Below are 25,562 nucleotides of genomic sequence, written 5' to 3' on the forward strand. Positions count from 1 at the left end.
ACCACTACACCCCAAGGACGGTTCAAGACATAAAACCGCACCATTACATCACAAGTTCAAGGCTTTCTCAACGCCGAAGCCCCAGCCTAACCCTTACAAAAAACTTTGGTTTTAACCGCCTCTATCCGGGTAAAACCTCAAAGCTCGACAATCTTGTTCACGTCAAAATTAGCCACCGTCCGCCTGCCGACGTAACCACGCGTGTTGCTTAAAATTCGGGCATCGGCGATGCGGTAATCCCCCAAATTGTGTACGTGGCCGTGAAACCAAGCGGCGATCTCGTATTCGTGAAACAAGGGCTTCAAATCGTTGCAATAAGCAATTTTTTTCAAAGAGTTGGGTGTTTCTATCCAACTCCATTCCGTCGGTGCGTGATGGGTGACGACGATAGTGCGCCCGACAAACGGCTGTGCCAATTGCTGCTGCAGCCAGTTTTTTGCGTCGTGATGCAGAGCGGAAAATTGCTCCGGACCGAAGCCGGAATCGCCAAAGCGTATCTTGCGAAAGTCATTCAAAGTCCGCTCCAATGCCTCGGCTTTTTCCGGGCCTTCGATAAATAAATCGGACCATAAGGTACACCCCAAAAACCGATATCCTTTAAAAAGGAAACAATCTTTTTCCAGGAAATGAATATTGCTACCGGCACATTCGGCACGCAGCATCGCATAAACCGCATGATATTCGTCGCCGTAAAACTCGTGATTGCCCGCCACGTAGACTACAGGCTTGTTTATCGCTTTCAACCAGGCGACGCCTTGCGCCAGAACGCCAATGTCGCCGGCCGCTACTACAATATCCGCATCATTGTCGGGCAACGCTTGTCCGCCGAATTCCAAGTGCACATCAGAAAAGTAATTTATCCGCACATTTAGCTCTTTCGTGGATTCGGTAAGGGGGTATAATTTTAAAACCTAAGTGATTTGCTTGGTATTTTTTCAGATAACTTAGCTTTTTTCCAACTCGTGCAATTCTATGTCGATTAACCCCAGAAAACACACGCAGCAAGTATTAATCGGTAACGTCAAAGTCGGCGGCGGCGCCCCGATTGTGGTCCAGTCCATGACTAACACCGATACTGCCGACATTGCCGGTAGCGTGCAACAAATTATCGAGCTGTCGGACGCCGGCTCCGAACTGGTGCGAGTCACCGTCAACAACGAGGAAGCGGCGCAAGCAGTACCGGAAATCGTTAATAAATTAGCGCAAAAAGGCTATTCCGTACCCCTTATCGGCGATTTTCATTTCAACGGCCACAAGCTATTGGAAAAATATCCCGATTGCGCGCAAGCCCTTGCCAAGTACCGCATCAATCCCGGCAATGTCGGTAAAGGCAAAGCCCGCGATCCTCAGTTCCAGCAAATGATAGAGTTCGCCATCCAATACAATAAACCGGTACGCATAGGCGTTAACGGCGGCAGTCTGGATCAAGCGGTGCTGACCCGGTTGCTGGACGAAAACCGTAGTTTGGCCGCACCCAAAGAGTTGCCGGAAATTACTCGCGAAGCCATCATTCTCTCCGCGCTGGAAAGCGCAGCCAAAGCGCAAGAACTGGGATTGGGCAAGGACAAAATCATCTTGTCTTGCAAAATCAGCGATGTACAAGAGCTGATCAGCATTTACGAAGACCTGTCGCGCCGTTGCGATTACGCCTTGCATCTGGGCCTAACCGAAGCCGGCATCGGTTCTAAAGGCATAGTGGCCTCATCCGCCGCTTTAGGAATTTTGATGCAGCAAGGCATAGGCGACACGATACGCATATCGCTGACCCCGGAACCGGGCGCGGCACGCACCAAAGAAGTCGTGGTCGCTCAAGAGATTTTGCAAACCATGGGGTTTCGCGCGTTTACCCCCATGGTCACCGCTTGCCCCGGCTGCGGACGCACGACCAGCGATTATTTCCAGCGTCTGGCCCAGGATATTCAAGGCTATTTGCGCGAGCAAATGCCGGTGTGGCGAGACAAATATAAAGGCGTCGAAGACATGAAAGTCGCCGTGATGGGCTGCGTAGTCAACGGGCCGGGGGAAAGCAAAAACGCCAATATCGGCATCAGCCTACCCGGCACCGGCGAATCTCCGGTCGCGCCGGTGTTCGAAGACGGGGTCAAAACCGTCACCTTGAAAGGCGACAACATCGCCGGCGAATTTCAAGCCCTGGTCGAACGTTACATCGAAAGCCATTACAGCACTCACTAAACCGTCATAACCGGGCGAGGCTTTTACTCAAACGCCTCGCCTCCCCCGGCTTTGATGCATACCCTATCGCGCGCATAGCCGACAAAGTCGAATCGGGACCTGCCATCTTGTCGGAATTCCTACACCCCGGCTTTTCTTGAAACCCAAAATCGGCGTGCGCAAATACCATAAGCTACTGAAAAAATGGAATTTTAAAATAACCACAAAATTTGGATCAAAATTTGTAAACAGCTTTGACACATTCCCGTTCATCTCTGTTTACCCATGCCGCAACCCGAATACATTCACTACCTTTACCCACCGAAACAGCCGGTCAGCAAACCCGAAATACCGACGCTAGCCATCGGCAAAAAATACCGATTACGTCATTTCCAACACGTAAACGGCGTACAGCACGGCTTGATAGGCGATTACCGGCTGAACCTGCAAACGGCCGAAGTAATACCTTTTTCGGGCCGGAACGATGAGGCAGTATCCGGCTATTTTTGGGACAGCCATTGCGATTTGGAGGCTTTGAGCCAGCATGTCGAGATAGATAGACAAGCCAATGCCGAATCTTTAAAAAAATACCGGCTGGACAACAACCGCTTGGAAATTCAATTAGCCGCCTTGCACGGCCCTGTCGTCGCGGCGACCGGTCAAAGCGCCCTACTCAGTTTGTCTCCGCATTTCGAAGTCCGCTACACCACCGATGCTTTTTCCGCTCAACTTAGCCTGTTGCACCTGGTACAAACGCGCAGATTTTTTACCTTCGCTAACGGGAAAAGCTTGTACATCCTGGACAGCGGCGAAGAAGACCAAGCCGTATTACATCTTTCCAGTGCAGAGGCGCAGCAGCCAATGGCCTGGTCGTCGCCCGTCCAGCAGCAAGGCGGCAGCCAAATCTATCGAATCACTAGCGAAATCTCTCAAGCCATACCGGCTGCCATCGACAATCAGCCGGTCGTCGGATTAACCGTACTGGAACGTTACAGCAGCTATTGGTTGCAGCGCGCCCTGCCTTTCAATAGCGAATCCATTTGGACACCGCTAGCGCCTCCGATAAGCTGGGGCTGGAGCATCCGGGTAGGCCGCCGCTACGACGGTGAATGGGACATCATGCGTAGAAAACTGATGCTGCCGATTTCGGGCGCCGACGGTTTGCAATTACCGTTGTGGCAGCGAAATAGCCTGGCCTGCGCCGGGAATCTTGTTCCGGAGGACTAAACCATGTTGCAAGTCGCGATTGTGGGAGGCGGATTATCCGGATTGGCCTTAGCCGAGCGCTTGCAAAAAGCGCAGCTCCGGTTCGCGGTATTCGAAGCCCGTAATCGTTTCGGCGGCCGCATTTTGAGTCATACCCCGGACTCGCAAACCGGCGAACCGGCCCCTTTTCGAAACGACTTAGGCCCTAGCTGGGTTTGGCCGGACACCCAACATCGCATTGCAGAATTCATCAATCGCCACGGCTTAAGCACCATGGCTCAGTGGCAACAGGGTCTATCCCTCTACCTGCCGGACAGAAAGGCAAACCCGCAGGCCTTCAAAGATTCTACAACCTATGCCTCGGCCCGCCGCATCGTAGGCGGCAGCTATCGCTTAATCGAGAGCTTACTCTGCCGCTTGCCGCCTAATAGCCTGCATTTAAACCATCGCTTAACCAGCCTGCTGGATCGGGGCGATCACGTGGAGCTTAATTTCGAACTGGCCGGACGCACCATTATAGTCCGCGCCCGACAAGTCGTTTTAGCCATACCGCCCAGACTAATCGGCACCGGCATCGACTTTCAGTCGCCTTTAGCCGGCCCCATGCGGAATGCGATGCAAGCCACCCCAACCTGGATGGCCGGCCAGGCCAAAGCGCTGATTTATTATGCCGAGCCGTTCTGGCGCGCAGCCGGCTATTCCGGCAGCGCTTTCGCCCCATATCAAGGCGCCGCGCTGATGGAAATTTTCGATGCCGGTTCCGAAAGCGGTCACATCGCCGCGCTCTCCGGCTTTTTTGCCTTGCCGGCCGCATTGCGCCGGGAATACCGTGAAGACTTGGAAGCTTTGATCACGGAACAGCTAGTCCGTTTATTCGGTGCCGCAGCTGCCAAACCACTGCAAATTTTGCTGCAAGATTGGTACTGCGAACCTTATACCGCCAACTTGGACGACGAAACCCCGCTAATCGATCATCCTCGTTACGGCCATCCTTGGCTACAGCTCGACCATTGGAACGATAAACTCTATTTCGGCGCTAGCGAAACTGCCGCGGAATACGGCGGCTATCTGGAAGGCGCTTTAGCGGCGGCACAACGCATCGGCGATGCCCTGGAACTTACTGCGTTAAGCCTAGCCGGCTGAGATTCTGCCGTTCCGCACAGCGGGGATGCCGGTCATACCATTTTATTAATAGACCCGCCTCCGCTTCTTCATTAACCGCAATTGTCCGTCCGTAATCTCCTACACTATAATGCCGGCTAACACATTGATTATCGGTGAAGCAAGTGGAGGATAGACCGTACGACAATGCGCGCATGGATAGGCGCTTTTTTTCCGCCAGCCACTGCCCTTGTCGGCAACGCACTCGCGGGAAACCGGCTTGAACAAACTTAAGGCGCAAGATAGGCGCCGGGACCACTCCTCTTTTTCAAACAATGGCTCTAAACAGAAGCCGTTCCCTATAGACCTGGAGCAGCGCTTTTCCCGCATGGCGGCGCATCTGCCCGGTTTTGTGTTTACCTTCCGTTTTTCGCCGGACGGCCGTTTCAGCTTCCCCTATGCGAGTAGCGGGATACGCGATCTATACGGTTTGCAACCGGAACAAGTGGCGGAGGACATGGGGCCGCTGCATGCCATGGCGCACCCGGACGACCGCGAAATGATCGAGGCCGCGTTCGCCGACGCGGGAAAAAATCTCGGGCTGTTTCACATCGAGTTTCGCATCATCCACCCCGACAAAGGCGTTCGCTGGCTGGAAGCCAAGTCCGCACCGGCACCGCAGCCGGACAGCGGCCTCGAATGGCACGGCCTCATGCTGGACATCACCGAGCGCAAGCAGGCCCAGCAGCGCCTGGAATTGCTGGAGCGCGCCATAGACCTGTCGTCCGATGCCATCTTCCTGCTGGGCGAGGATTTTCGTTTCTTATATGTCAATGCCGCCGCCTGCCGATCGCTCGGCTACCAGCGAGAACAACTGCTGACCATGACGCCGCTCGACATCAACCCGCGCGCCACACCGGAATTGTTGCAGGAAATACAGTCCACGCCGCTCAATCAATCGTTCATGTTCGAAACCTGGCATCGCAACAGCGACGGCCAGCTATTTCCGGTCGAAATCAATGCTACCCACTTCGAGGATAACGGCAAACTCTTCGGTCTGACCGTGGTACGCGACATTAGCGAGCGCAAGCGCATCGAGCAAGCCTTGCAATCCAGCCGGGTCGCGCTGGAGGAAGCTCAGCGCATCGGCCATATCGGCAGTTGGGATGTGGATATCGTTAACGATGTACTGACCTGGTCGGATGAAACCTTCCGCATCTGGGAAATCGACAAAACCCGGTTCGCGGCGACTTTCGAGGCCTTTGTCGACACCGTGCATCCCGAGGACAGGGAGCGCGTGGTTCAGGTGTATAACGCATCGATTCGTGGAGGCAGCCGCTATGAAGTCGAGCATCGTCTGCTGTTTCAGGACGGCCGGGTCAAATACATACTCGAACGCGGCCAGCCCTACTACGATGCCGACGGCAAACCGGTACGCTTTATCGGCACTTCACTGGACATTACCGAGCGCAAGCACATCGAAAACACCTTGCATTTCATCGCCCAGCGCGGCTGGCAAGTGGATGGCGAATCGTTCCTGACCGCGCTTGCCCGCTACTTGGGCCGTACCCTGACGATGGATTATGTCATCGTCGACCGATTAACGACAAACTCGTCCGTTGCCGAAACCGTGGCGATTTATGCCAAGGGCAAGGTATTGCCCAATATGCAATACAACCTTAAGGGAACGCCTTGCGCCAACGTGATCGAAGGCACGCTGTGTTGCTACACGGAGCGGATACGGCAACTGTTTCCGGAAGATGGACTGCTGTTGGAAATGGACGTCGAGAGCTATGCCGGTCTACCGCTGCTGGATTCCTGTGGCCGGGTGGTCGGCCTGATTGCCGTGATGGACGGCAAACCCATGCACGACATCGCCGAGGTGACCTCGCTGCTGCAACTGGTGGCGACCCGCGCGGCCGCCGAGCTGGAGCGCGAACAGTCGGAACGCCTGCTACAGGAATCCCGGCAATTCCTGGACCGGGTGATCGAGACCATCGCCGACCCGGTGTTCGTCAAGGACAGCGAGCATCGCTGGGTCAGGCTGAATCAAGCCTTTTGCGATTTCATCGGCCAGCCGATGGAGGCCCTGCTGGGCCGATGCGATTACGATTTTTTTTCCGCGCGCGAGGCCGCTATATTCCGGGCCAAGGACGAAGCCGTGTTCGCCAGTGGCATGGAGGATGTCAGCGAGACGACATTTACCGACCGCCTGGGCACCCCCCACAGCATCATCGTCAAGAAAACCCGCTGCAGCGACGAGCGCGGACAACAGTTCCTGGTGGGCACCATCCTGGATATTACCGAGCGCAAACGACGCGAGCAAGAACTGGCCCGCCTGCACTATGCCATCGACCACATCAAGGAAGCGGTTTATCTGATCGACGAACAGGCCCGCATTCATTACATCAATGCGCATGCCTGTCAGGGCTTGGGTTACGGCAGGGATGAACTGCTGGGCTTGAGCGTCCCGGATGTTGACCCCGACTATCAGCATGCCGTCTGGCCCGCGCATTGGCTCGACCTCAAAACCCACGGTTCGCTGACCTTCGAAACCCGCCACCGCACCAAAGACGGGCGGATTTTCCCGGTCGAGGTGGTTGCCAATTATATTGAATCGGACGGCCAAGGCTACAACATGGCCATGATCCGCGACATCAGCGAACGCAAGCGGATGGAATCGGCGCTGGCCGAACGCGAACAGGAATTTCGCACGCTGATCGAAAACCTGCCGACCTATGTATTGCGGCTGGATCGGGCCTTGTACCACACTTACGTCAATCCGGCTTTCGTAACCGCCGTGGGCCTGCCCGAAGCGGAAATCCTGGGCGCGCATGTCAGCGCATTCTGGCGCGCCACCAATGTCTCTATCGATGCCTACATCGCCTTACTAATGCGGGTGCTGACGTCCGGCACCCGCGAGGATGTGTCGCTGGAATGGCGCAACGGCAATGGCGGCGTGTACAGTCATCTGGTGAGAGTTTCGCCGGAATACAGCAGCGGCGGCGAAGTCCGCGGCTTGCTGGTATTGGGTTTCGACATGACCAAGCATAGACGGGAGCAACTGCTGGATGTCGAACGCCGACGCGTGTTCGAGCGCATGGCGCAGGGCGGCGACCTCGGCGAGGTCCTCACGCAGATTGCCCTATACGTCGAGTCCGCCAGCCCGGGTTGCCGTTGTCGCATCCAACTACTGGATCAAACAGGCCATCGTTTGATCCATGGCGCGGCCCCGTCTTTTTCCGTTCCCTGCCCCGCGCATAGTCAAGGCGTCGGCGTGGACGACGAGGATAGCGGCTGCGTCGTTGCCTTCGGCCGCGCTGAACCCTTGATCATAAAGGACATGCGCCTCGCCGGCCATTCGAAAAATTGCCGTTCGTTTGCCCGCAAAACCGGCATGGTTTCCAGTTGGTCGGATCCGATTATCGGCTCCTCAGGCCAGCAATTGGGCATCGTCACCCTTTACCGCGGCCAAGCCGGCGAGCCAAACGAACTGGATATGGGGAGGTTACGCTACGCCAGCCATTTGAGCGCCATCGCCATCGAACGCAAACGGATCGAAGAGCGGATGCAACATCAGGCTAGTTACGACACCTTGACCGGATTGCCCAATCGACGCATGTTTCGCGACCGCTTGCACGAAGAAATCGGCAAGGCCGGGCGCAACGGAGAAAGCCTGGCCCTGCTATTTATCGATCTGGATCGCTTTAAGGAAGTCAACGACACGCTGGGTCACGAAATCGGCGACCTGCTGCTGGTCGAAGCCGCTCAGCGCATACGCGCCGGCATTCGCGAAACCGATACCGTGGCCCGGCTGGGCGGCGACGAATTCATCGTCATCCTGCCGCGGGTGGACGATATGTCGCACCTGGGCCGAATCGCTCAAAACATCGTCAATGCCATGACCAAGCCGTTCAGTCTCGATACGCACACCGTGTATGTCTCCACCAGCATCGGCATTGCCGCCTACCCTTTCGATACCGACACCGCCGACGGCTTGATCGCTTGCGCCGACCAAGCCATGTACGCCGCCAAGGAACAGGGCCGCAACGGTTTTAGTTTTTTCACCCCCGCCATGCAACAACAGGCGCAGACCCGGTTGCTGCTTGCCAACGACCTGCGCGACGCCCTGGCCAAAGGCCAATTGCAAGTCTACTACCAACCCATCGTCGATATCGCCGGCGGAGCCATCGTCAAAGCCGAAGCCCTGCTGCGTTGGCGCCACCCTCAGCGCGGCATGGTACCTCCCGACCAATTCATTTCGATAGCCGAAGAAAACGGCCTGATCCACGACATCGGCGACTGGGTGTTCCGTCAGGCGGTGGAAACGGCCGGACGCTGGAACGCCGACGGTCGGGCGGCCCGGAAAATCAGCGTCAATCTGTCGCCGCGCCAATTCATCAAGGGCGACTTCTATATCTCCTGGTTAGCCTATCTTGAGCAAACCGGAGTTCCTCCCGAACATATCGTGATCGAGATCACCGAAGGCCTGCTGCTGGATGACCGGCCCGAAATTCTGCAAATTATCAATCGTCTCGGCCACGCCGGCATGCAAGTCGCACTGGATGACTTCGGTACCGGTTATTCGGCAATGGCCTACCTGAAGAAATTCCCTATCGACTACCTGAAGATAGACCGTTCGTTTGTGCGTGACCTGGAAAGCGACCCTAACGACCGTGCCATCGCCGAAGCCATCGTGGTCATGGCGCACAAGCTGGGATTGAAAACCATTGCAGAAGGGGTGGAAACAGCGGGACAGCTAGACCTACTGGCGGCCGCGGGCTGCGAATTCGTGCAGGGCTACCTGTACGCCAAACCTATGCCGGCGGCGGAGTTACTGACCTTTGCGCTGGAGGCCGCTCCCTTGCCCTAAACTGCGTTCTGCTCAGGTAGCGGGATTACCCGTTATTTTCCGGCCCAATGCAGACAACTTGGACCTTTGCTCATCGCTCAACAACAGGACCGCTCGCCCATTTTTCCGTTCCACGCCACTGAATTGGATGGCTTGAGGGCCATGACAATCCGGGCTGTGTATGTAAATTAACTAATGAGGCAATCGGCAAGCGGACTAGCATGTAAGTCGGATTGCTTATTTCAAGCTGCCAACCGCTGGACAGCAAAAGCGGCAATATGTCATGCTGAGTCCATCATCTCGAATAGTCATGATTCAGCCAACGAGAATTAGGCGACAGGGGGCGGGTCAATTCCGGTCCTAATGTTTACTTCAACGGGGGAAGCTGAAGACTGATCTTGAATATCACTTGACCGCATGGATAATCCGGCTCCCATTAGCACAGCATGCAAGCATTCAACAACATCGGCGGCTTGATCGTCGACATGGACGGCGTCCTCTGGCACGGCGACAGACCGCAACCGGGCTTGACGGAATTTTTTCAAATCCTAACGGCATTGCAATTGCCTTACGTTCTGGCCACCAACAACGCCAGTCAGACAGCCGATCAATATCTGACTAAATTAACCAACATGGGCGTAGCCGGTTGCGAACCGCAAATTCTGACATCCGGCATGGCGACCGCTCACTATCTGGCGCAACATTATCCACCCGCGCAAACCCGCATCTTTACGATAGGCGGAAGCGGCGTTCAGGTTCCCTTGCGCCAACACGGCTTCGTACTTACCGATTCGGACGACACCTCGCCCGGCAATCGAGCGGATCTGGTAGTCAGCGGCTTGGACAAGGCACTGACCTGGGACAAACTGTGCGCCGCCGCACTCCATATACAAGCCGGCGCCCAACTCATAGGCACCAACGGCGACGTATCGCTGCCGAGCGAACGCGGCTTGTTGCCGGGCAACGGCGCCACCCTTGCCGCACTTTGCGCCGCAACGGGAGCAAAAGCCACCGTCATCGGCAAACCCGAGCCGGAGTTTTACCGGCAAGCCATGGACATACTAAACGTTGCGCCGCAAACGGTCGTCGCGGTCGGCGACCGGCTGGACACCGACATTTTGGGAGCGGTCAACACCGGCATACGTAGCTTGCTGCTGCTATCGGGAATTTCCAGCCCGGCTGATCTGGCGCAACTCGATTATTCGCCCACCTGGATCATGCGCGACATAGAAGAACTCACCACTGCCTTACAACAACTATAAACCGGAGGTAAGCATGAAAAAATTCCTCGACAGCCCGGCGACCCTGCTGGACACCAGCTTACGCGGCTTCGCCAAAGCCCATGCCGACATCGTCGATTTACATACCGAACCGAACTATGTGTGCCGCAAACAAAACAAACCCGGCAAGGTTGCCTTGATTTCCGGCGGCGGCTCCGGCCACGAACCCCTGCACAGCGGTTTTGTCGGCTACGGCATGCTGGACGCCGCCTGCCCCGGCCAAATATTCACCTCGCCCACCCCGGATCAAATGCTGGCTGCCGCTCAAATGGTCAATACCGGCGCAGGCGTACTGTTCATCGTCAAGAACTACGCCGGCGACGTGATGAATTTCGAAATGGCGGCCGAAATGCTGGATTGTCCCAACGCCACGGTAGTGGTCAACGACGACATTTCCCTACCGAAAAACCACAGCATCGGCAGGCGTGGCGTAGCCGGCACCACCATCATCGAAAAAATCGTCGGTGCCGGCGCCGAAGCCGGCCTGGATTTGGCCGCCTGCCAAGCGCTGGGTGAACGCGTGGTCGGAAACACCGCATCGATGGGCGTCGCACTCACCAGCTGCACCGTGCCGGCGCTAGGCCATCCGACGTTCGCCATCGCGGACGACGAAATGGAAATCGGCGTCGGCATTCACGGCGAGCGCGGCCGGGAAACCGGTAAAATCGCGCCGGCAACCGAAATCGTCGCCCAAGTCGCCGGCCACATTATCGACGAACTCGCCCCCAGCGCCGGACAATCCATCCTGCTGCACGTCAACGGTTTCGGCGGAACGCCGTTGGTCGAACTGCATTTGCTATACGAACTGGCCTGGCAATTTTTGAGCGGACGCGGCTTGCACGTGCAGCGTTCACTAGTCGGGAATTTCACTACCTCGCTGGACATGGCCGGATGTTCGCTCACCGTCACGCTATTGGACGACGAATTGCGGCAACTTTGGGACGCGCCGGTCAACACCGCCGCCTTGCGCTGGGGATGTTAAACGGGGGAATGCCCGGCAATGCAAATTAGCTAGCGCCGGCAATACCGTTACAAACGACGTCCCGAAATTGAAAGAGAGGTGGTGCCGAAAAATTGAACAACCGATTAAGTGAAAGACCTGCTACTTTTGAACGTCCGTAAGGACAAAGCAATGGAGCAGAAGATGTCTAAAAAACCGCGAAGAAAACATTCACCGGCCTTCAAAGCCAAAGTCGCCCTGGCGGCCTTGGCGGGCGATAAAACCTTGGGGCAGTTGACCCAGGAATTCGAGGTTCATCAAAATCAGATTGTCGATTGGAAGAAGCAGCTGAGCGAGCGGGCCGCCGAGGTGTTTGGGAAGCCCGCGGAGCCGGAATCGCCCCCCGTCGATCTGCAAGCCCTACACGCGAAAATCGGTCAACTGACATTGGAGAACGATTTTTTAGAAGGCGCGCTCACCCAGGCGGGATTGCTGAGCGCAAAGCGATGATCGACCGTCAATCCAAATTGCCGATTGGTCGGCAGGCCAAGCTATTAGGCATCAGTCGCGGCAGTGTGTACTACCTGCCCAAGCCGGTTCCGGAGCGCGAAGTTGACATCATGCGCCGACTCGACGCACTGCACCTGAAACACCCATTCATGGGCGCTCGCCAGTTACGGGATCAGCTGAATCGGCAAGGCATCCCGATTGGCCGCAAGCATGTGAAAACCTTGATGGCGAAAATGGGCATCGAAGCCGTGTACTGCAAACCCAATACCAGCAAGAAGACGCCGGGGCATGAAATCTATCCCTACTTGCTGCGGGGCATGACCATCAACCGTGCCAATCAGGTCTGGGCGCTGGATACCACCGTAAGCGATCTTTTAACCACATCTGTATAAGCAGACCGAAAGGCGTGAAGATAGTGTCCACTTATCACAAGGTGGACACCTATGAAGGAGCACAAGATTCAATTATCGCGCCCATTAATCGTGGGACATGGTCGAGACGGCCGATGTCTGTATGATCCGGAAGCCAAGCGGGAGTTGGTGGACGTTTGCTTGCAACCGGGTATTTCGGTAGCCAAGGTCGCGCTGGAATACGGTATTAATGCCAATCTGCTGCGCAAGTGGATGGGGCTTTACCGTGAAACGGGGCAACCGAACACGAACATTCCGTTAGCATTGCCGGCTTTTGTACCCGTTCATTCACTGAACGCTGAAAAATCGGCTGAGTCGATACTCAATGCGGAGTTGCCCAACGGCGTTAAACTGGCGTTGCCCTCTGGTGCGCTGACCGATCTACCATTGATTTTGAAAGTCTTAGCCGAGCTGCCATGTTCCGTTTCGACGCCGGATTGAAGGTCTACCTGCACCGCGAGCCGGTCGATGGTCGCAAGGCCATTAATGGCTTGGCATTGTTGGTCGAGCAGGCATTAGGCCTGAACCCCTTTGAGCCGGCCATTTACGTGTTCAGCAATCGGCGGAGGGATCGAATCAAACTGCTGTTGTGGGATCGTACCGGTTTCTGGCTGATGCTCAAACGGCTGGAAACGGATCGATTTTGCTGGCCGAAAGAGGCGGCTGTCGTCACGTTGACGGTCGAGCAACTGCACTGGCTGTTAGCCGGTATTGACCTGGCGGCGATGCGGCCGCATCCGGCGCGAATCTATACAAAAACTAGCTGAAACAATGAGTTAAATCGATTAAAATAGCAGCATGACGACCACCATCACGCTGTCCGCCGAAGATTATCAGGCGTTGCTGACCGAGCAACAACGGCTGACTCAACAACTGCGGTTAGTGACGATCGAGCGTGATTGTTTGAAAGAACGCGTGGATGCGTTTTTGCATAAGCTATATGCCGCCAAGTCCGAAGCGCGGGCCAATCCGGCTCAGCGCGATCTGTTTCTGAACGAAGCCGAAGCGTTGGCGCCGCAAGGTACGCCGATTGCCGAGGAAACCACGCCCGCAGCGGTCGAGGTGGCCGGTCACAGTCGCAAGAAGCGCGGTCGCAAACCGCTCGATCCGCATCTGCCGCGCGAGATCGTCCGCCATGAATTGCCGGAAGCCGAACGCGTCTGCGCCCATGACGGCAGTCGGCTGGTGGAAATCGGCGCCGAAATCAGCGAGCAACTCGACATCGTGCCGCAACAGGTTCGGGTGATTCAGCATCACCGTATCAAATATGCCTGCCCCTGCTGCGACAACAGCATTCGGGTGACGCCGGCACCGGTTCGCATCATTCCCAAAGGCTTATTCACCGAAGCCGCATTGGCCTGGATCGTCACCGCCAAATACCAGGATGGTCTGCCGCTGTACCGACAAGCTGCATTACTCAGCCGTTTCGGCGGCGATCTGTCGCGCACCACGCTGGCCGCCAGCATGGTACGGGTCGGGCAGGCGGTGCAGCCCATCATCAATTTACTGCGCGACCATCTGCTGGAGGCCGATCTGATCCTGGGCGACGAAACCGTCGTGCAGGTGCTTAAGGAATCCGGGCGCGCCGCGCAAACGAAAAGTTATTTGTGGGCGCAGATGACCGGCTCCGGGCCGCCGATCCGACTGTTCAGCTACACGCCGGGGCGCGGCGGCACGCATGCGCAGCCGCTGTATGACGGCATCAAGCCCGGCGCGGTCCTGATGAGCGACGGCTATGAAGTGTATAACGCCATTGCGGCGGTGCGCGGTGTCATTCACCTCGGCTGTTGGGCACACGCGCGCCGTTACTTCGTCGAAGCGGAGGCCGCCATACCCAAGGCCGCACGTGGACCGGATCAATTAGCAACGCAGTTTATTGCGGCTATTGGCGAACTGTACGCGATTGAAGCCAAAGCGAAAGACCTGAGCGCCGAACAACGTGGACAGCAGCGGCAACAGTTGAGCAAACCAGTGTTAACCAAGATCGAAGGCTTGCTGGTAGAGCATCTGCATGCGGTCACCCCCGGCAGTTTGCTGGGCAAAGCCTTGCATTATCTATCCTCGCAATGGCCGAAGCTGATCCGCTTTGTCGAGAACGGTGCTTGGCCTATCGGTAGAGTCGAGATGTGGCGCGATGGCCTAAGGTTAGGCCTAACTGTTGCTGCCTCTTTCGTTTGGCAGTGCCTCATTAGCCTAACCATCGCTCCGTTTCCACATCTCGCTCGTCAAACCGGACGTGCAGATTTCCCGCATCCGGCTTTCTTTCGAACCTCAAGCCTTCGCGTTCAGCAGGTCGGCGCGCGTACGTGGCAGGCGGTAGAGCCCCAGAGTTTCATACAGGTACTCGTCAGGGTATTGGCGATACCCCGTTCCGCGCTGACCACGTCTGCGCATTAACCAGATTCGCAGCCGTCGCTCCGCGTAATCCTGGATGCATCGGTAGATTGGGCAGACCGGTCCCTGATTGAAATAACCCGCCCAACCTCGAATCATCGGATTGAGTTCGTCAATCCGGCTTTGCACCGGTTTGGCGTTCCAGCGCGATGACGTGGCGTCATGGATACCTTGTTTTAATCGCTTGATCGCTTTCTTCGACGGACGTGTTCCCCAGTAAGGGCGTCCATCCTTGCCGTAGAATCGGCCCAGGGTGTAACCAAGAAAATCAAACTGCTCCTCTGGCAGCATAGCCAGACGGGTTTTCTTCTCGTTGACCGTCAGCCCCAGTCGGTTCATCAGCCACCGCATGGCCTCCATGGCTGCCTGACCCCGTCCTTTCGGACAGAGAATCACCAGATCATCGGCATAGTTCACCACTTCGGCCTGAAGCCGGTCGGCAAAACCAAATTTCTGCCAGGCTAAAAGAAAGCGCCGGAAGTAAAGATTACTGAGCAAGGGCGAGATAATACCGCCTTGCGGGGTGCCTCGACCCGTGTCCTTCGCTTCCGTGGTTCGGCGCTCACCGTGTTCGCAATGCTCCACCACCGCTACGTTTAGCCATTGTTTGATCGTAGCCAGCACCGTGCCGTCCGCGATCCGGCGGCTAACGCAGCGCATCAGATCACCATGGGGAATCGTGTTGAAGTAGTTAGACAAATCGGCGTCCACGACTTCCCGTTTGCCCCTTTGGGAGATACCGAAATGGATCATTCTGACCGCCATCTTGGCATCGACTCCAGGTCGGAATCCGTATTGTCGGGGAAGCAGGTCGGCTTCAAAAATCGGACCGATCACCAACAACACCGCCATCTGGACCACGCGGTCACGGATAGCCGGAATGCCCAGAGGACGCTGTCCGCCTTGGGCCTTGGGTATCCACACGCGCAACAGGGGCTGCGGCCGGTATTCGCCGACCACTAACTCCTGCCGCACTCTTTCCAGCCAGCCGTCTAGCCCTTGGTTTTCGATCGGCTCGAAGCGGATGCCATCATAGCCAGGAGCGCCACGATTGGCGCGGCAGCGCCGGTAGGCAACTTGCAACACATCGATACGACAGACTTTATCCCATAGGCTGTAGAAACGGTAGTCTGGTTCTGCTTTGGCTTTCGCCTGCAATGAAGTCTGTAATATCTGAACCGTACTTGTCGAGGTTGGTAGACTCACGTCAATCCCCTTAGCTCTTATCACTTTCCTCATCACGTTTCGAAACAGGGCGCCTTCGCTCTACCGGCGTTACCCGGCTTCACCACTACTACGCGCCCCTCCGCCATCCCTGCAGGCCGGCTCCATCCCTCACGGGATCGCCGTTGCCCGGTGCCATCAGGGCACCCACAGGGACTTCCCTTGTTGCCCACCTGATCTCTCCCATGCGTGCTATCACCACTACCCCGGTGGGACTCTTACGACTCTGTCGCTCGATTCCGTAAAAGCATCGGTGTTGACACCGGTATAAAATTGACCAACCGTACCGGTTGAAATTTGACCAGGGGGCGGAGCCGGTTTTTGAAGTCACCGGCTGTGGATCAGTGTAAAGGAAACGGATAACAATCGGTAGTCTTGCTATCCGTTTCCAAGCTGGATTTTTAAAACGGATTTTCCTCGTAGGCGATATCTTCCGGTGTTTTTCCACTGCGTTTAGCTTGCTCTCTCGCTTGTATCCGAGCCTTGGCTTCTTCAGAACTTTGCCGGAAGCGATAGGATTCGTTGCCAGTTTCAAGGATATAGCAGTGGTGCGTCAGTCGATCCAATAAGGCGGTGGTCATTTTGGCATCACTGAACACGCTGGGCCATTCGGCAAAGGTCAAGTTGGTGGAGATGACCACGCTGGTTCGCTCGTACAGCTTCGATAACAAGTGAAACAACAACGCGCCACCATCCTTGGAAAACGGCAAGTAGCCCAGTTCATCCAAGATGACCAAATCGACCTGCATCAAGCGATAGGCTAATTTGCCTTGGTTGCCAGCGGCCTTTTCCCGTTCGAGTTGTGTGACCAGATCGATGGTGGAATAAAAACGGACGCGCTTGCCGTGGTCAGTAACGGCTTTGACGCCGAACGCGGTGGCCAGATGCGTCTTGCCGGTACCGGTGCCGCCCACCAGCACCACGTTATGGGCGGCGTCGATAAAGGCGCCGCTCGCCAGTTGTTCCACCAAGACGCGATCCACCTTGGCTTGCTCAAAGTCAAAACCGGCCAAGTTGCGATGCACGGGGAATCGTGCGCTTTGAAGTTGGTACCGAATCGAGCGAATGTGTTGGTCCTCGATTTCCGCGTGCAGTAGTTGCCACAGCAACCATTCCGAGGATTGCAATTTGGCACCGCCTTGGCTGGCGACTTCGGCGTAAGCTGAGGCCATGCCGAAGAGTTTAAGAGATTTCAATTCCGCTTCCAGATCACGCATCGCCGTTCTCCTGATCCACCAGAGCTAAGTCGAACGCTTCGCGCAATTGCTCATATCGCGCGGTATCGGCGATGGGCGCATCCTTGATCTGTAAGACGTCAGGCGTGATTACCGTCTGCGGTTCGGCAGGCGGTTGACCGTCCCCGGCGAGCGTAGACACGAGATGTTTGACCTGCTCGATACTGATCACCCCGGCGGCCAGCAAAGACTCAACCGCCGCCAACACCGCATCCAGCCCTTGCCGGGGTACGCAGGCTAAAAGATCAGCCATCGCTCGATCACCGCCAGGGCGCTTGTTTAACACGAGCCGCAAAGAAGACAACGGTTTCGGCATCTCAACAAAGGGCGCACCATTGCGTAACGCGCCGGGTTTACGCGCCAATAACGGCAGATAGTGTTGCCAATCGTAGCTGACCTGATCGCGATCCAACAGTCGCACATGGCTGGCAATCCAGGCATCGTCGGCATAGAGTTCAAGCTGTTCCGGATACAAGCGCACACTGATCCGTCGATTAGCAAAACGGCAAGGCACCGAATAGCGGTTTCGTTTCACCGTCACCAAGCAGGTGCTGGATACACGAGCCACAAACTCAATGTAACCATCGAACACGCCAGGCATGGGCATCAACTCCGGTTGTTCCAGTTCCAGCGCCTCTTGTAGCGTTAACCCTTGGCGTTCCGGCCAAGATAGTTCCGTCCACAAGGCTCGGCAACGGGCTTCCAGCCACTCATTCAACTCGGCAAAGCTGGCAAAACATTGTTGACTGGCATCCAGCCAAATGCGCCGCCGGCTATCCTGCACATTCTTCTCAACGATGCCTTTTTCCCAGCCGGATGCGACATTGCAGAAGTCAGGATCGAACAAGTAATACGCCGTCATTGCCGCAAAACGCGTATTGACGATGCGTTCTTTGCCTTTCTGTACCTTGTCGACCGCCGTCTTCATGTTGTCGTATATCCCCCGCAACGGCACGCCGCCAAAAGCCTGAAATGCGCGGCGATGGGCGTCGAACAGCATCTCATGGCTTTGGCTTGGATAAGCGGAAAGCAAAAAGGCACGGCTGGCACACAGCTTGGTATGGGCAATCTGCAAACGCCTATAAACGCCACCGACCACCAGAGACTCTTCGCTCCAGTCGAATTGAAAGGCTTCGCCCCAACGGAATTTCAATGGGACAAAGGCGTGTTTGCCAGCCTGGCTACCGACACCCTGACGCCAGGCACGGATGTAATCGGTAAGCTGCGTGTAGCCGCCGTCATAGCCGGCTTTCTGTAACTCTTCCAATAACTTCAAGGCGGTTCGTCGCTCCCGCTTGGGGCGATAGCTGTCAGCGATCAGCGCTTGTTTGAGTTGATCCTCAAACGGGGAAAGCTTGGTTGAGCCGGGCTGGCGTTTATATTTCGGGTCGGTCCCATTGGGCATACGCAACCACTTTTTAACGGTATTGCGAGACAGACTCGTCCGTTTGGCAATCTCGTTGATGGAGAGTTTGTCACGGAAATACATCCGCCGAATTTTTGAAAATAAGATCATGGTTATCACCTTCTAAGCTCCTGTCTAATTTTTGGACAGGACAGGTTAATAACCCTGGTCAATTTTCGGCCGGAATTCGGCCTCTTACTTGGTCAATTTTCAACCGGCGTCAACAGCCATCTTTATTATGCAGTACGCAAGACGTTTGTTCCCAAAGATTATTTGGCCTGCGAGACGCCACAAATCGTCAAAGTCAGAGCGATTCTTTCCTGGGAGAGATTACCGACAGGTCCCGGATACACGCCGGCATGGGGTAACATTCTCGAAACTTGGGTTCAAATCAAGCCGAAGAAAAAACCCGTGGTCTTTTATCCCATTCTCACATACGATCCCATCGAGATATTCAAACCAGTGCCTGACTTACAGGTTGAGCCGCCAATAGGCCCCATCCCTCCTGTCGAAAAGTTCGTAATTACCGGAACTAAGGCCGAGATTAAGGCGCTGATAGACCAGTCATTCGAGGCGGAACGAATCATCAAGGAGGAAGGCAAGGTAGAACCGGAGCGGATTGAGTTCAAAAACCTGATCATGCAGAACCCGAACTATTTCGGTTCGATCAGTGAGTCGCAAGACCAAAACGTCATATTGAATGCCGTTTACAGCCTACCCCCGAAAACCGTCGAGGCAATGCTTCCCAAGCTTGCCATTGATCCGGGCTGGCTGGTTCCGGTAAAACCGATGTTCTACAACACGACTTATGAAGAACTGAAGTGCGTCGGCCTATATCCGGAAAACGACCTGCTGGAAGCCGTCATCGAAATTAAATTGCCTTACGGATTCAATGGGGAGCTTTGTACGCTGGGAAGCACCCAATATGTCGCTTTTTATATCGATTACCACGACGGCGCTGGCTACCAGCATGCAGCGACATCGACCGTAGCGGCCCACGACATACCCGCTGTCAACGACAATCACTTGTATTACGCCGTCAGTGCGAGCATTCCGGATATCGCTTCAAAACTGAAAACATGTACGATCGAAAATATCGTCAAAGTCAAAGCGATACTTTCCTGGAATCAGGATCCCACGCCGTTCGGTCCCATGCACATTCCGCCCTGGGGCAATGCACTGGAACGCAATATCCAGATCAGGCCCAAAGACGGCCAAAGCGTCAAATGCGATATCAGCATCGTAAATGAGGTGCATACCGACGATATCAGCAAAGCCGGCAGCAGCGCAGGCCTGGCAATCAAAATCAACGCCGTAGGAACTGCGGTTCCTTTCGTATTCGACCGGCCTTTTGGCGGGGTCGTCGCTTGCTGGGGAAATGTCAACCTTCCGGACGCCGCCTATTACCGGTTTCGTTACAGCGATGATGGCGGTGCCACCTGGAATAACGTCAAAGACGACAGAATCGCACGCCATCCTTCACCGTTTATTACCACTATTCCGAGGAGCCCGGATAGCGATGGCTGGTTCAGCATAAGCGAGTACAACACAGATGTGGCGAACTACGCTCTTACCGCACTGGTGCATTGGAAAAGCGCTGGAAAAAATGGCGCTTATTTACTCAGGCTGGAAGTGGCAAAACCGGACAAAACGCTAATTTGCGACGACGAAGTGGCGATCAAGCTGGATAACGAAGGCATAGCGTTCTTCTCATTTGGCGGTACGCCGGCGTTGCTGCCGACCTCAGGTGTTGCCGTCAAGGATGTCAGTGGCCATTATAAAAAATGCGAGGAGTTTAAAGGCGACGACTTGATTAAGATCTGGGGTAACTTCAGGGATGACTATTTCAGAAACTTCAACCTGACCGTATTCGGCGGAAATATCGCCGCAACCGGCGTCGAAATCGGTTCCGGCCGCTACGATTCCGGCATTCCGGGTATCAACGATACCGGAATCATCGGCGCTCATGACGGCGGACCGGGGCTTGAAATCGCCACACTTAACTTGTGCAGTATTCCGCAAGCGCCGGTTAAAGTGAAATGTGCATACGGCATCAGGCTAGCGGTATGGGACCGGGCAATCCTTGGCTACGTCAGCGGCTACGAGTACAACACAACCCGGCACGGTAATGCCGCTTATGTCACTTTTAACTGGAGTCCGTAAGGTTGCTAGCCGTCTTTCTTTAAGCGCCACTGTGAAAGCCAGCATATCCCGAGGAGCGGCGCTTCGTGGCGCAAGCGCCGCTCCTACCAACGGAAACATTCATTTGTATGGGCAATACGCTGCCTTCATGGGCGTTGGGAATAGCCTATACGGTAAATCGACGACTGACGGACTAGCCGCTTTTGACACCCGCTGGCCATATTTCCAGGTATCGAATGTCAAGACCGGCCGACGCCCGGTCTTGACGCATAGGTAGGCGATTGCCGTTTCCGAAGATTTGAACTTCACGCCATAAGCGCCCGCTAGCGTCACGATGCCTTTTAAAAACAACCTTTTGAAAATGTATCTTTCCTCATTGCATCGGTATTCAACGGAACCATCGGGGGATAACTTGCAGAGACGATGCATCAAGACCAAACACATAGAAGGGGAAAATCATGAATCGGATTGCACTGAATGAACATATCGCGCAACTGCGCGCCCGAGACCCTATGCTCGCCGTCACCTTCAACCCGGAAAAATCGGCGATTGCAATGCTGAGAGGCAATCTTGCCGATAGCATAGCCTCCGCGGAATTAACCGGAGCGCCTTACGGCTGCGCCCGCCGTTTTATCCGGGAAAACCGCAGCATCCTCGGCGACATAGACGAAAGCACTGGCCTCGATAATGCAAGAGTCATGATCGACCGGCAGGGCATGACCCATGTGGTCTTCACACAGAAGTACGGAAGCGCCGAAGTGCTGGGGGGAAACGTAACCGTTCACTATGGCGCCGACGGAGCCGTCTACCTGGTCAATTCCACACTCGCTACATCGATCGACGTGCCGGACAGCCCCCGAATCCGGTCCGGCCGTGCGGTCGAAATCGCCCAAGACCGGGCCGGCCCCGGCTCCGTCCCCTTTAACGATACGGCCCCGGCCTTGGTCGTGGTCGATGCCAAAACCCTGCATAAGGAGCAGCAAGCGCAGAAATACTATCTTTGCTGGCAAATCAGAGTCGTACCGTCGGCCGCCGGCGGCTCCACCGATTCGGTTTATCTGATAGACGCCATCGACGGCCAAGTTCTGCTGGAATATCCCGCGCTACAGACCGTGGGTACCGGCTACTACTCGGCCGGCGCTGCACTGAACTCCGAGGCCTCGGGGACGGTTTTCCGGCTGAGGGATACGGCAACCTCGGCAGCCTGGCCGGTCGGGACCAGACCGGTTATCCACACCTATGACGATGCAAATACCGCCAGCTTGAGCTTGAGAAACTACTCGGAAGATGCCGACGACAACTGGAATAATGGTGGAGCCGCACCGGCAAACCGTTTCGACGACCAACGCACCGAAGTCGATCTGCACCGTTTCCTGGGCTATGTGCTGGATTATTACTACCAAACTCACGGGCAAAATAGCTGGGACGGCGCGGGTGCCGACGTCAGGGGCCACGCCCATAACATGTATGACCCCGGCGGCGTTATCGGCATGCCCAACAATGCCTTTTGGGACCCCGGCACGCACGAATTGTATTTCGGTGACGGAGACGGCATCGATCGTGATTTTTTTCCGGTTCTGGATACGACGGCCCACGAATTTACCCACGGGGTCAACACCGGCTTCAACGTGGTTCAAACCTATGACGGCGAAACCGGCGCTTTGAACGAGGCGATTGCCGATCTTTTCGGCGCTTTCGTTGCCAGCGGCCACGCCGCCGACGATCCGTGGCCTTGGCATCATGGCCGGCAATACCGGCTGGACGGTACGGTGGGCCGGAATATGATCGATCCCAGCCGCGACACGGCAGGGGTGGTCCAATACGATGCCACCAGCGACGTAACCAAGGCAACCAGTTGCCGGAACGGCTTTTATCCCGACCACTACAGCATCCGTTATACAGGCGGTTTAGACTACCACGGCGTGCATTGGAACTGCCCCATTATCACCCACGCTGTCTATCTGATGATCAACGGCGGAACCCACCGACTTTCCGGCGTTACCGTCGCCGGCATCGGCATCGGACCGGTAGAACAAATGGTGTACCGGGTCATTTCGACCGGCCTTCTGACCAATAACGCCGTATTCACGGATTTCCGCCTTGCCTTCATTTCGGCCTGCAAGGATCTGTATCCGGGCAACCTGAACCATCTGCTCTCGGTCAAACAGGCTTTTCACGCGATCGGAATCGGGCCCGATTTAGGCATGCACTTTCTGGTGGAACGCAGTACGCTGGGAGAAGATGAAATCAGTGCCCGGCGCGCCGCCGGCAGTGCCGTCGTTCCGAACGCCTTTCGAGTCGTGGTTGACGGGTTTACCGCGGCGGAAATCGGCATCGCCGCCGCGAACGACACCTTGGACGTGCTATCGCCGATCGGTAGCGACATGCTCGTCGATTGCACCGGCAACACGACGAGTACCGGGGGCTACGGGGCGGAAGAACAACGGGTCACCTTCCATTACGACCTCGATTTCGGTGCGACCAACGATGCATTCGACTTTCCGGAATCGACCAGATTGCTCACATTGAATGCAGCGATCGCCGGACTCGATCTGTCCGCCTCCGCCCAAATCGAACTGATCAAACAGCCGAATCCCTTCATCCTGCACGGTGATCCTCCATGGCTGAGTATCGATCTCAGGGTATTCGTCGTCAGAGCTGGCGAAACGAAATTCGGCGTGACGATGGGCGCCGGTGCATCGGATGCGCCGGCCTTCATTCAAGACGTGATGAAAGCACTGACGGACGGAAACGGCACGGCGGGCGGCCAGTCGTTCGACGGGCTACCGGTGGACCAGGCAAACTCTGCGCTTTATCTGCATAGCGGCGATACCTATTTTAACTTTGCGCTGGCCAAAGTGCATTACATCGGCACTCTCAGCGCCGCAAACGTGCGAGTGTTCTTCCGCCTGTTATCGACCCAGTCGACCAACACCGACTACGATATACCGGCGGGAACGAATTACCCGATGACGGGCGCTTACCGGTTCTGGTCCGACGGTACCTTCAACGGGCAAAAAATCCCGCTGCCCGGTATTCGGGGCAACGAATACGTGACGATTCCGTGCTTTGCGCTACCGCGCGTCAATACCGCAACTACCGGTATGGTTGACCAGGCCGATACTCGAACCGACGGCTCCGGCACTGTGTTCGGAAACGTACAGACCATTACCGCGAACGCCGACGGCTCGGAAGTCGACGTATTCTTCGGCTGCTGGCTGGATACCAACCAGCCATCCAATAAAGTTTTGCCGGCGACCGTGATAGCGGGAAACGAGGATGGCCCGTTTTCCGCGGCCGACGCCGCCGTTTCCGTGCAGGAGGCCATCATCCGCAATGGGCATCAATGCCTGATTGCCGAGATCGCGTTTGATCAGGTCGCAATACCCGTGGGCAAAGATCCATCGAACTGGGACAAACTGGCGCAACGCAACATAGCCTGGAGCGACATTGGTTCCGCTCAGGCGGTGAGCACCTTCGAAATCCGGTCGACACCCGCTGCGGCAATTCAAGCGGGTCTGTTGCCAGACGAGTTGATGATCGATTGGGGAAACATGCCGGACGGAAGCACGGCGACGATTTACCTGCCCGAGGTCGACGTGAGCGATGTGCTTGCGATGGCCGACAAAATGTACACCAACCACCGGCTGGAACCAGCCGACGCGCATACTTTGCTGTGCCCCAGCGGCGGTATTACCTATATACCGATTCCTTCCGGCACCGCCAACGGTTACGCCGGTCTGCTTTCCGTCGAAATGCCCGTAACGGTGGATAAAGGGCAGGAGTTCAACATCTTGGTCCGGCAAATCACGAATGCCTTCGGCTATGGTGGCCCTGATGTACCTCGGAGCACTGAGGCTGCAGCTTTGTCGGCGTCCATCGTACGGCCGGACATCGAATGGCGGCGTGTTCTGGGCGCATTCCAGCTCGCGATTCCGGTCCGGAACAAAGAGACCATACTGGGCAACGAAGAACGGCAGCTTTCCGTGCTGCGCTGGATAGCACGGGGAATCCCGTTGAACAACCGGTGGTACTTCGTCTTCGACCGCTATCTCGGTTTAATCGCCAACCGGGTCGACGTTTTTGGCGGCGATTCCTCCAAAGTAGTGGCATCGCCCGACGGTAACTGGCAAGAAGCTTATCGGAAATGCCGTATGCTCGGCATTGTAAGCATTCTGCTCATCGTAACGTTTTTGGCTGCGCTCGGCGTGCTCAGCGGAAGCGCACGGACAACGGCCGGAATTTTGCTCTTTGCCTTGTTAGCCGCTACCGTCCGCACCTGGATTAACAATTGCCGGCCCGCGCAGTGCCAAATGCTGCGCGTACTGTTGATTGGTTCCGGGGTTGGAACCGCCATATTGGCTGTCCTCGGCTTTTTCGGAATCGGCGGACCGAGCCTTGGCGGTATGCTAACGCTAAGCGCCGGTATCACCGTTATAGCCATGCTCGTGAGCTGGCTGAAAGGTTGTTTTAATTGAGGGGAAATTTCCTATTGCAATGCATCCATTGAGGCTAACTCAGCCGCCTATACCTGTCGGGGCGCCCCCGACAGGTAGCTTTCGATGTTTGGCTTATCGGTGCGCCTAAAAACGAAAGTCAGAACATGGCTCCAAATAGTTTCCCGGAATTAGCATTGTGCAGAATTAAGATATCTATTCCCCTTTTTCAAAGTCCCTCGGTCTAATCACCCC

14 protein-coding genes and 2 pseudogenes are annotated in these 25,562 nt (G+C 55.8%); 12 read left to right on the forward strand and 4 right to left on the reverse strand.

Going from position 1 to position 25,562, the window contains the following annotated elements:
• Positions 1–137: 137 nt before the first annotated feature.
• On the reverse strand, positions 138–866 hold the full coding sequence (locus F1E05_RS11385) for a metallophosphoesterase (protein WP_150048542.1): 729 nt from the start codon (positions 864–866) through the stop codon (positions 138–140).
• Between the two features lie 106 nt (positions 867–972).
• Here F1E05_RS11385 and ispG point away from each other — a divergent pair, with 106 nt between their 5' ends.
• The 10 genes and pseudogenes from ispG to tnpC all read left to right on the forward strand — a co-directional run bounded on the left by ispG (position 973) and on the right by tnpC (position 14,868).
• Positions 973–2,193, forward strand: coding sequence for a flavodoxin-dependent (E)-4-hydroxy-3-methylbut-2-enyl-diphosphate synthase (gene ispG / locus F1E05_RS11390; RefSeq protein ID WP_150048544.1), 1,221 nt, complete (start codon positions 973–975; stop codon positions 2,191–2,193).
• A 264-nt stretch (positions 2,194–2,457) separates the two neighbouring features.
• Positions 2,458–3,399, forward strand: a complete 942-nt coding sequence (locus tag F1E05_RS11395) for a hypothetical protein (protein ID WP_150048546.1) — start codon at positions 2,458–2,460, stop codon at positions 3,397–3,399.
• Between the two features lie 3 nt (positions 3,400–3,402).
• Entirely contained in the window at positions 3,403–4,521 is a 1,119-nt protein-coding gene (locus F1E05_RS11400) for a flavin monoamine oxidase family protein (protein ID WP_150048548.1), read from the forward strand.
• Positions 4,522–4,759: 238 nt separating this feature from the next.
• Positions 4,760–9,352, forward strand: coding sequence for a PAS domain S-box protein (locus tag F1E05_RS11405; protein WP_150048550.1), 4,593 nt, complete (start codon positions 4,760–4,762; stop codon positions 9,350–9,352).
• 425 nt (positions 9,353–9,777) lie between these two features.
• On the forward strand, positions 9,778–10,593 hold the full coding sequence (locus F1E05_RS11410) for an HAD-IIA family hydrolase (protein WP_150048552.1): 816 nt from the start codon (positions 9,778–9,780) through the stop codon (positions 10,591–10,593).
• 13 nt (positions 10,594–10,606) lie between these two features.
• The gene (gene dhaK / locus F1E05_RS11415) at positions 10,607–11,593 is read left to right on the forward strand and encodes a dihydroxyacetone kinase subunit DhaK (RefSeq protein WP_150048553.1); all 987 of its coding nucleotides are present in this window, start codon (positions 10,607–10,609) and stop codon (positions 11,591–11,593) included.
• Between the two features lie 162 nt (positions 11,594–11,755).
• Positions 11,756–12,423: pseudogene (locus F1E05_RS20605) on the forward strand (IS3 family transposase); the annotation flags it as partial.
• An 81-nt stretch (positions 12,424–12,504) separates the two neighbouring features.
• Positions 12,505–12,912 carry an IS66-like element accessory protein TnpA gene (tnpA, locus tag F1E05_RS11430; protein WP_190303115.1) on the forward strand — a complete coding sequence of 136 codons (408 nt, stop codon included), beginning with the start codon at positions 12,505–12,507 and terminating at the stop codon, positions 12,910–12,912.
• Positions 12,888–13,238, forward strand: a complete 351-nt coding sequence (gene tnpB / locus F1E05_RS11435) for an IS66 family insertion sequence element accessory protein TnpB (RefSeq protein WP_150048560.1) — start codon at positions 12,888–12,890, stop codon at positions 13,236–13,238. The genes tnpA and tnpB overlap by 25 nt, the downstream gene beginning before the upstream one ends.
• A 31-nt stretch (positions 13,239–13,269) precedes the next feature.
• On the forward strand, positions 13,270–14,868 hold the full coding sequence (tnpC, locus tag F1E05_RS11440; RefSeq protein ID WP_232056634.1) for an IS66 family transposase: 1,599 nt from the start codon (positions 13,270–13,272) through the stop codon (positions 14,866–14,868).
• Positions 14,869–14,901: 33 nt separating this feature from the next.
• Here tnpC and ltrA read toward each other — a convergent pair.
• The 3 genes and pseudogenes from ltrA to istA all read right to left on the reverse strand — a co-directional run.
• A pseudogene (gene ltrA / locus F1E05_RS11445) lies at positions 14,902–16,104 on the reverse strand (group II intron reverse transcriptase/maturase); the annotation flags it as partial.
• A 386-nt stretch (positions 16,105–16,490) separates the two neighbouring features.
• Complete coding sequence (gene istB, locus F1E05_RS11450) at positions 16,491–17,306, reverse strand: IS21-like element helper ATPase IstB (RefSeq protein ID WP_150048564.1); 816 nt, start codon at positions 17,304–17,306, stop codon at positions 16,491–16,493.
• Positions 17,299–18,840 carry an IS21 family transposase gene (gene istA, locus F1E05_RS11455; protein WP_150048566.1) on the reverse strand — a complete coding sequence of 514 codons (1,542 nt, stop codon included), beginning with the start codon at positions 18,838–18,840 and terminating at the stop codon, positions 17,299–17,301. The genes istB and istA overlap by 8 nt, the downstream gene beginning before the upstream one ends.
• A gap of 351 nt (positions 18,841–19,191) precedes the next feature.
• Between istA and F1E05_RS11460 the strand changes: the two genes are divergently transcribed.
• Positions 19,192–20,892, forward strand: a complete 1,701-nt coding sequence (locus F1E05_RS11460; protein ID WP_150048568.1) for a hypothetical protein — start codon at positions 19,192–19,194, stop codon at positions 20,890–20,892.
• A gap of 437 nt (positions 20,893–21,329) precedes the next feature.
• Positions 21,330–25,349: a M4 family metallopeptidase gene (locus tag F1E05_RS11465; RefSeq protein WP_150048570.1), complete on the forward strand. Its 4,020-nt coding sequence runs from the start codon at positions 21,330–21,332 to the stop codon at positions 25,347–25,349.
• The last annotated feature ends 213 nt before the right edge of the window (positions 25,350–25,562 follow it).

The organism is Methylomonas rhizoryzae (assembly GCF_008632455.1).
Taxonomy (GTDB): domain Bacteria; phylum Pseudomonadota; class Gammaproteobacteria; order Methylococcales; family Methylomonadaceae; genus Methylomonas; species Methylomonas rhizoryzae.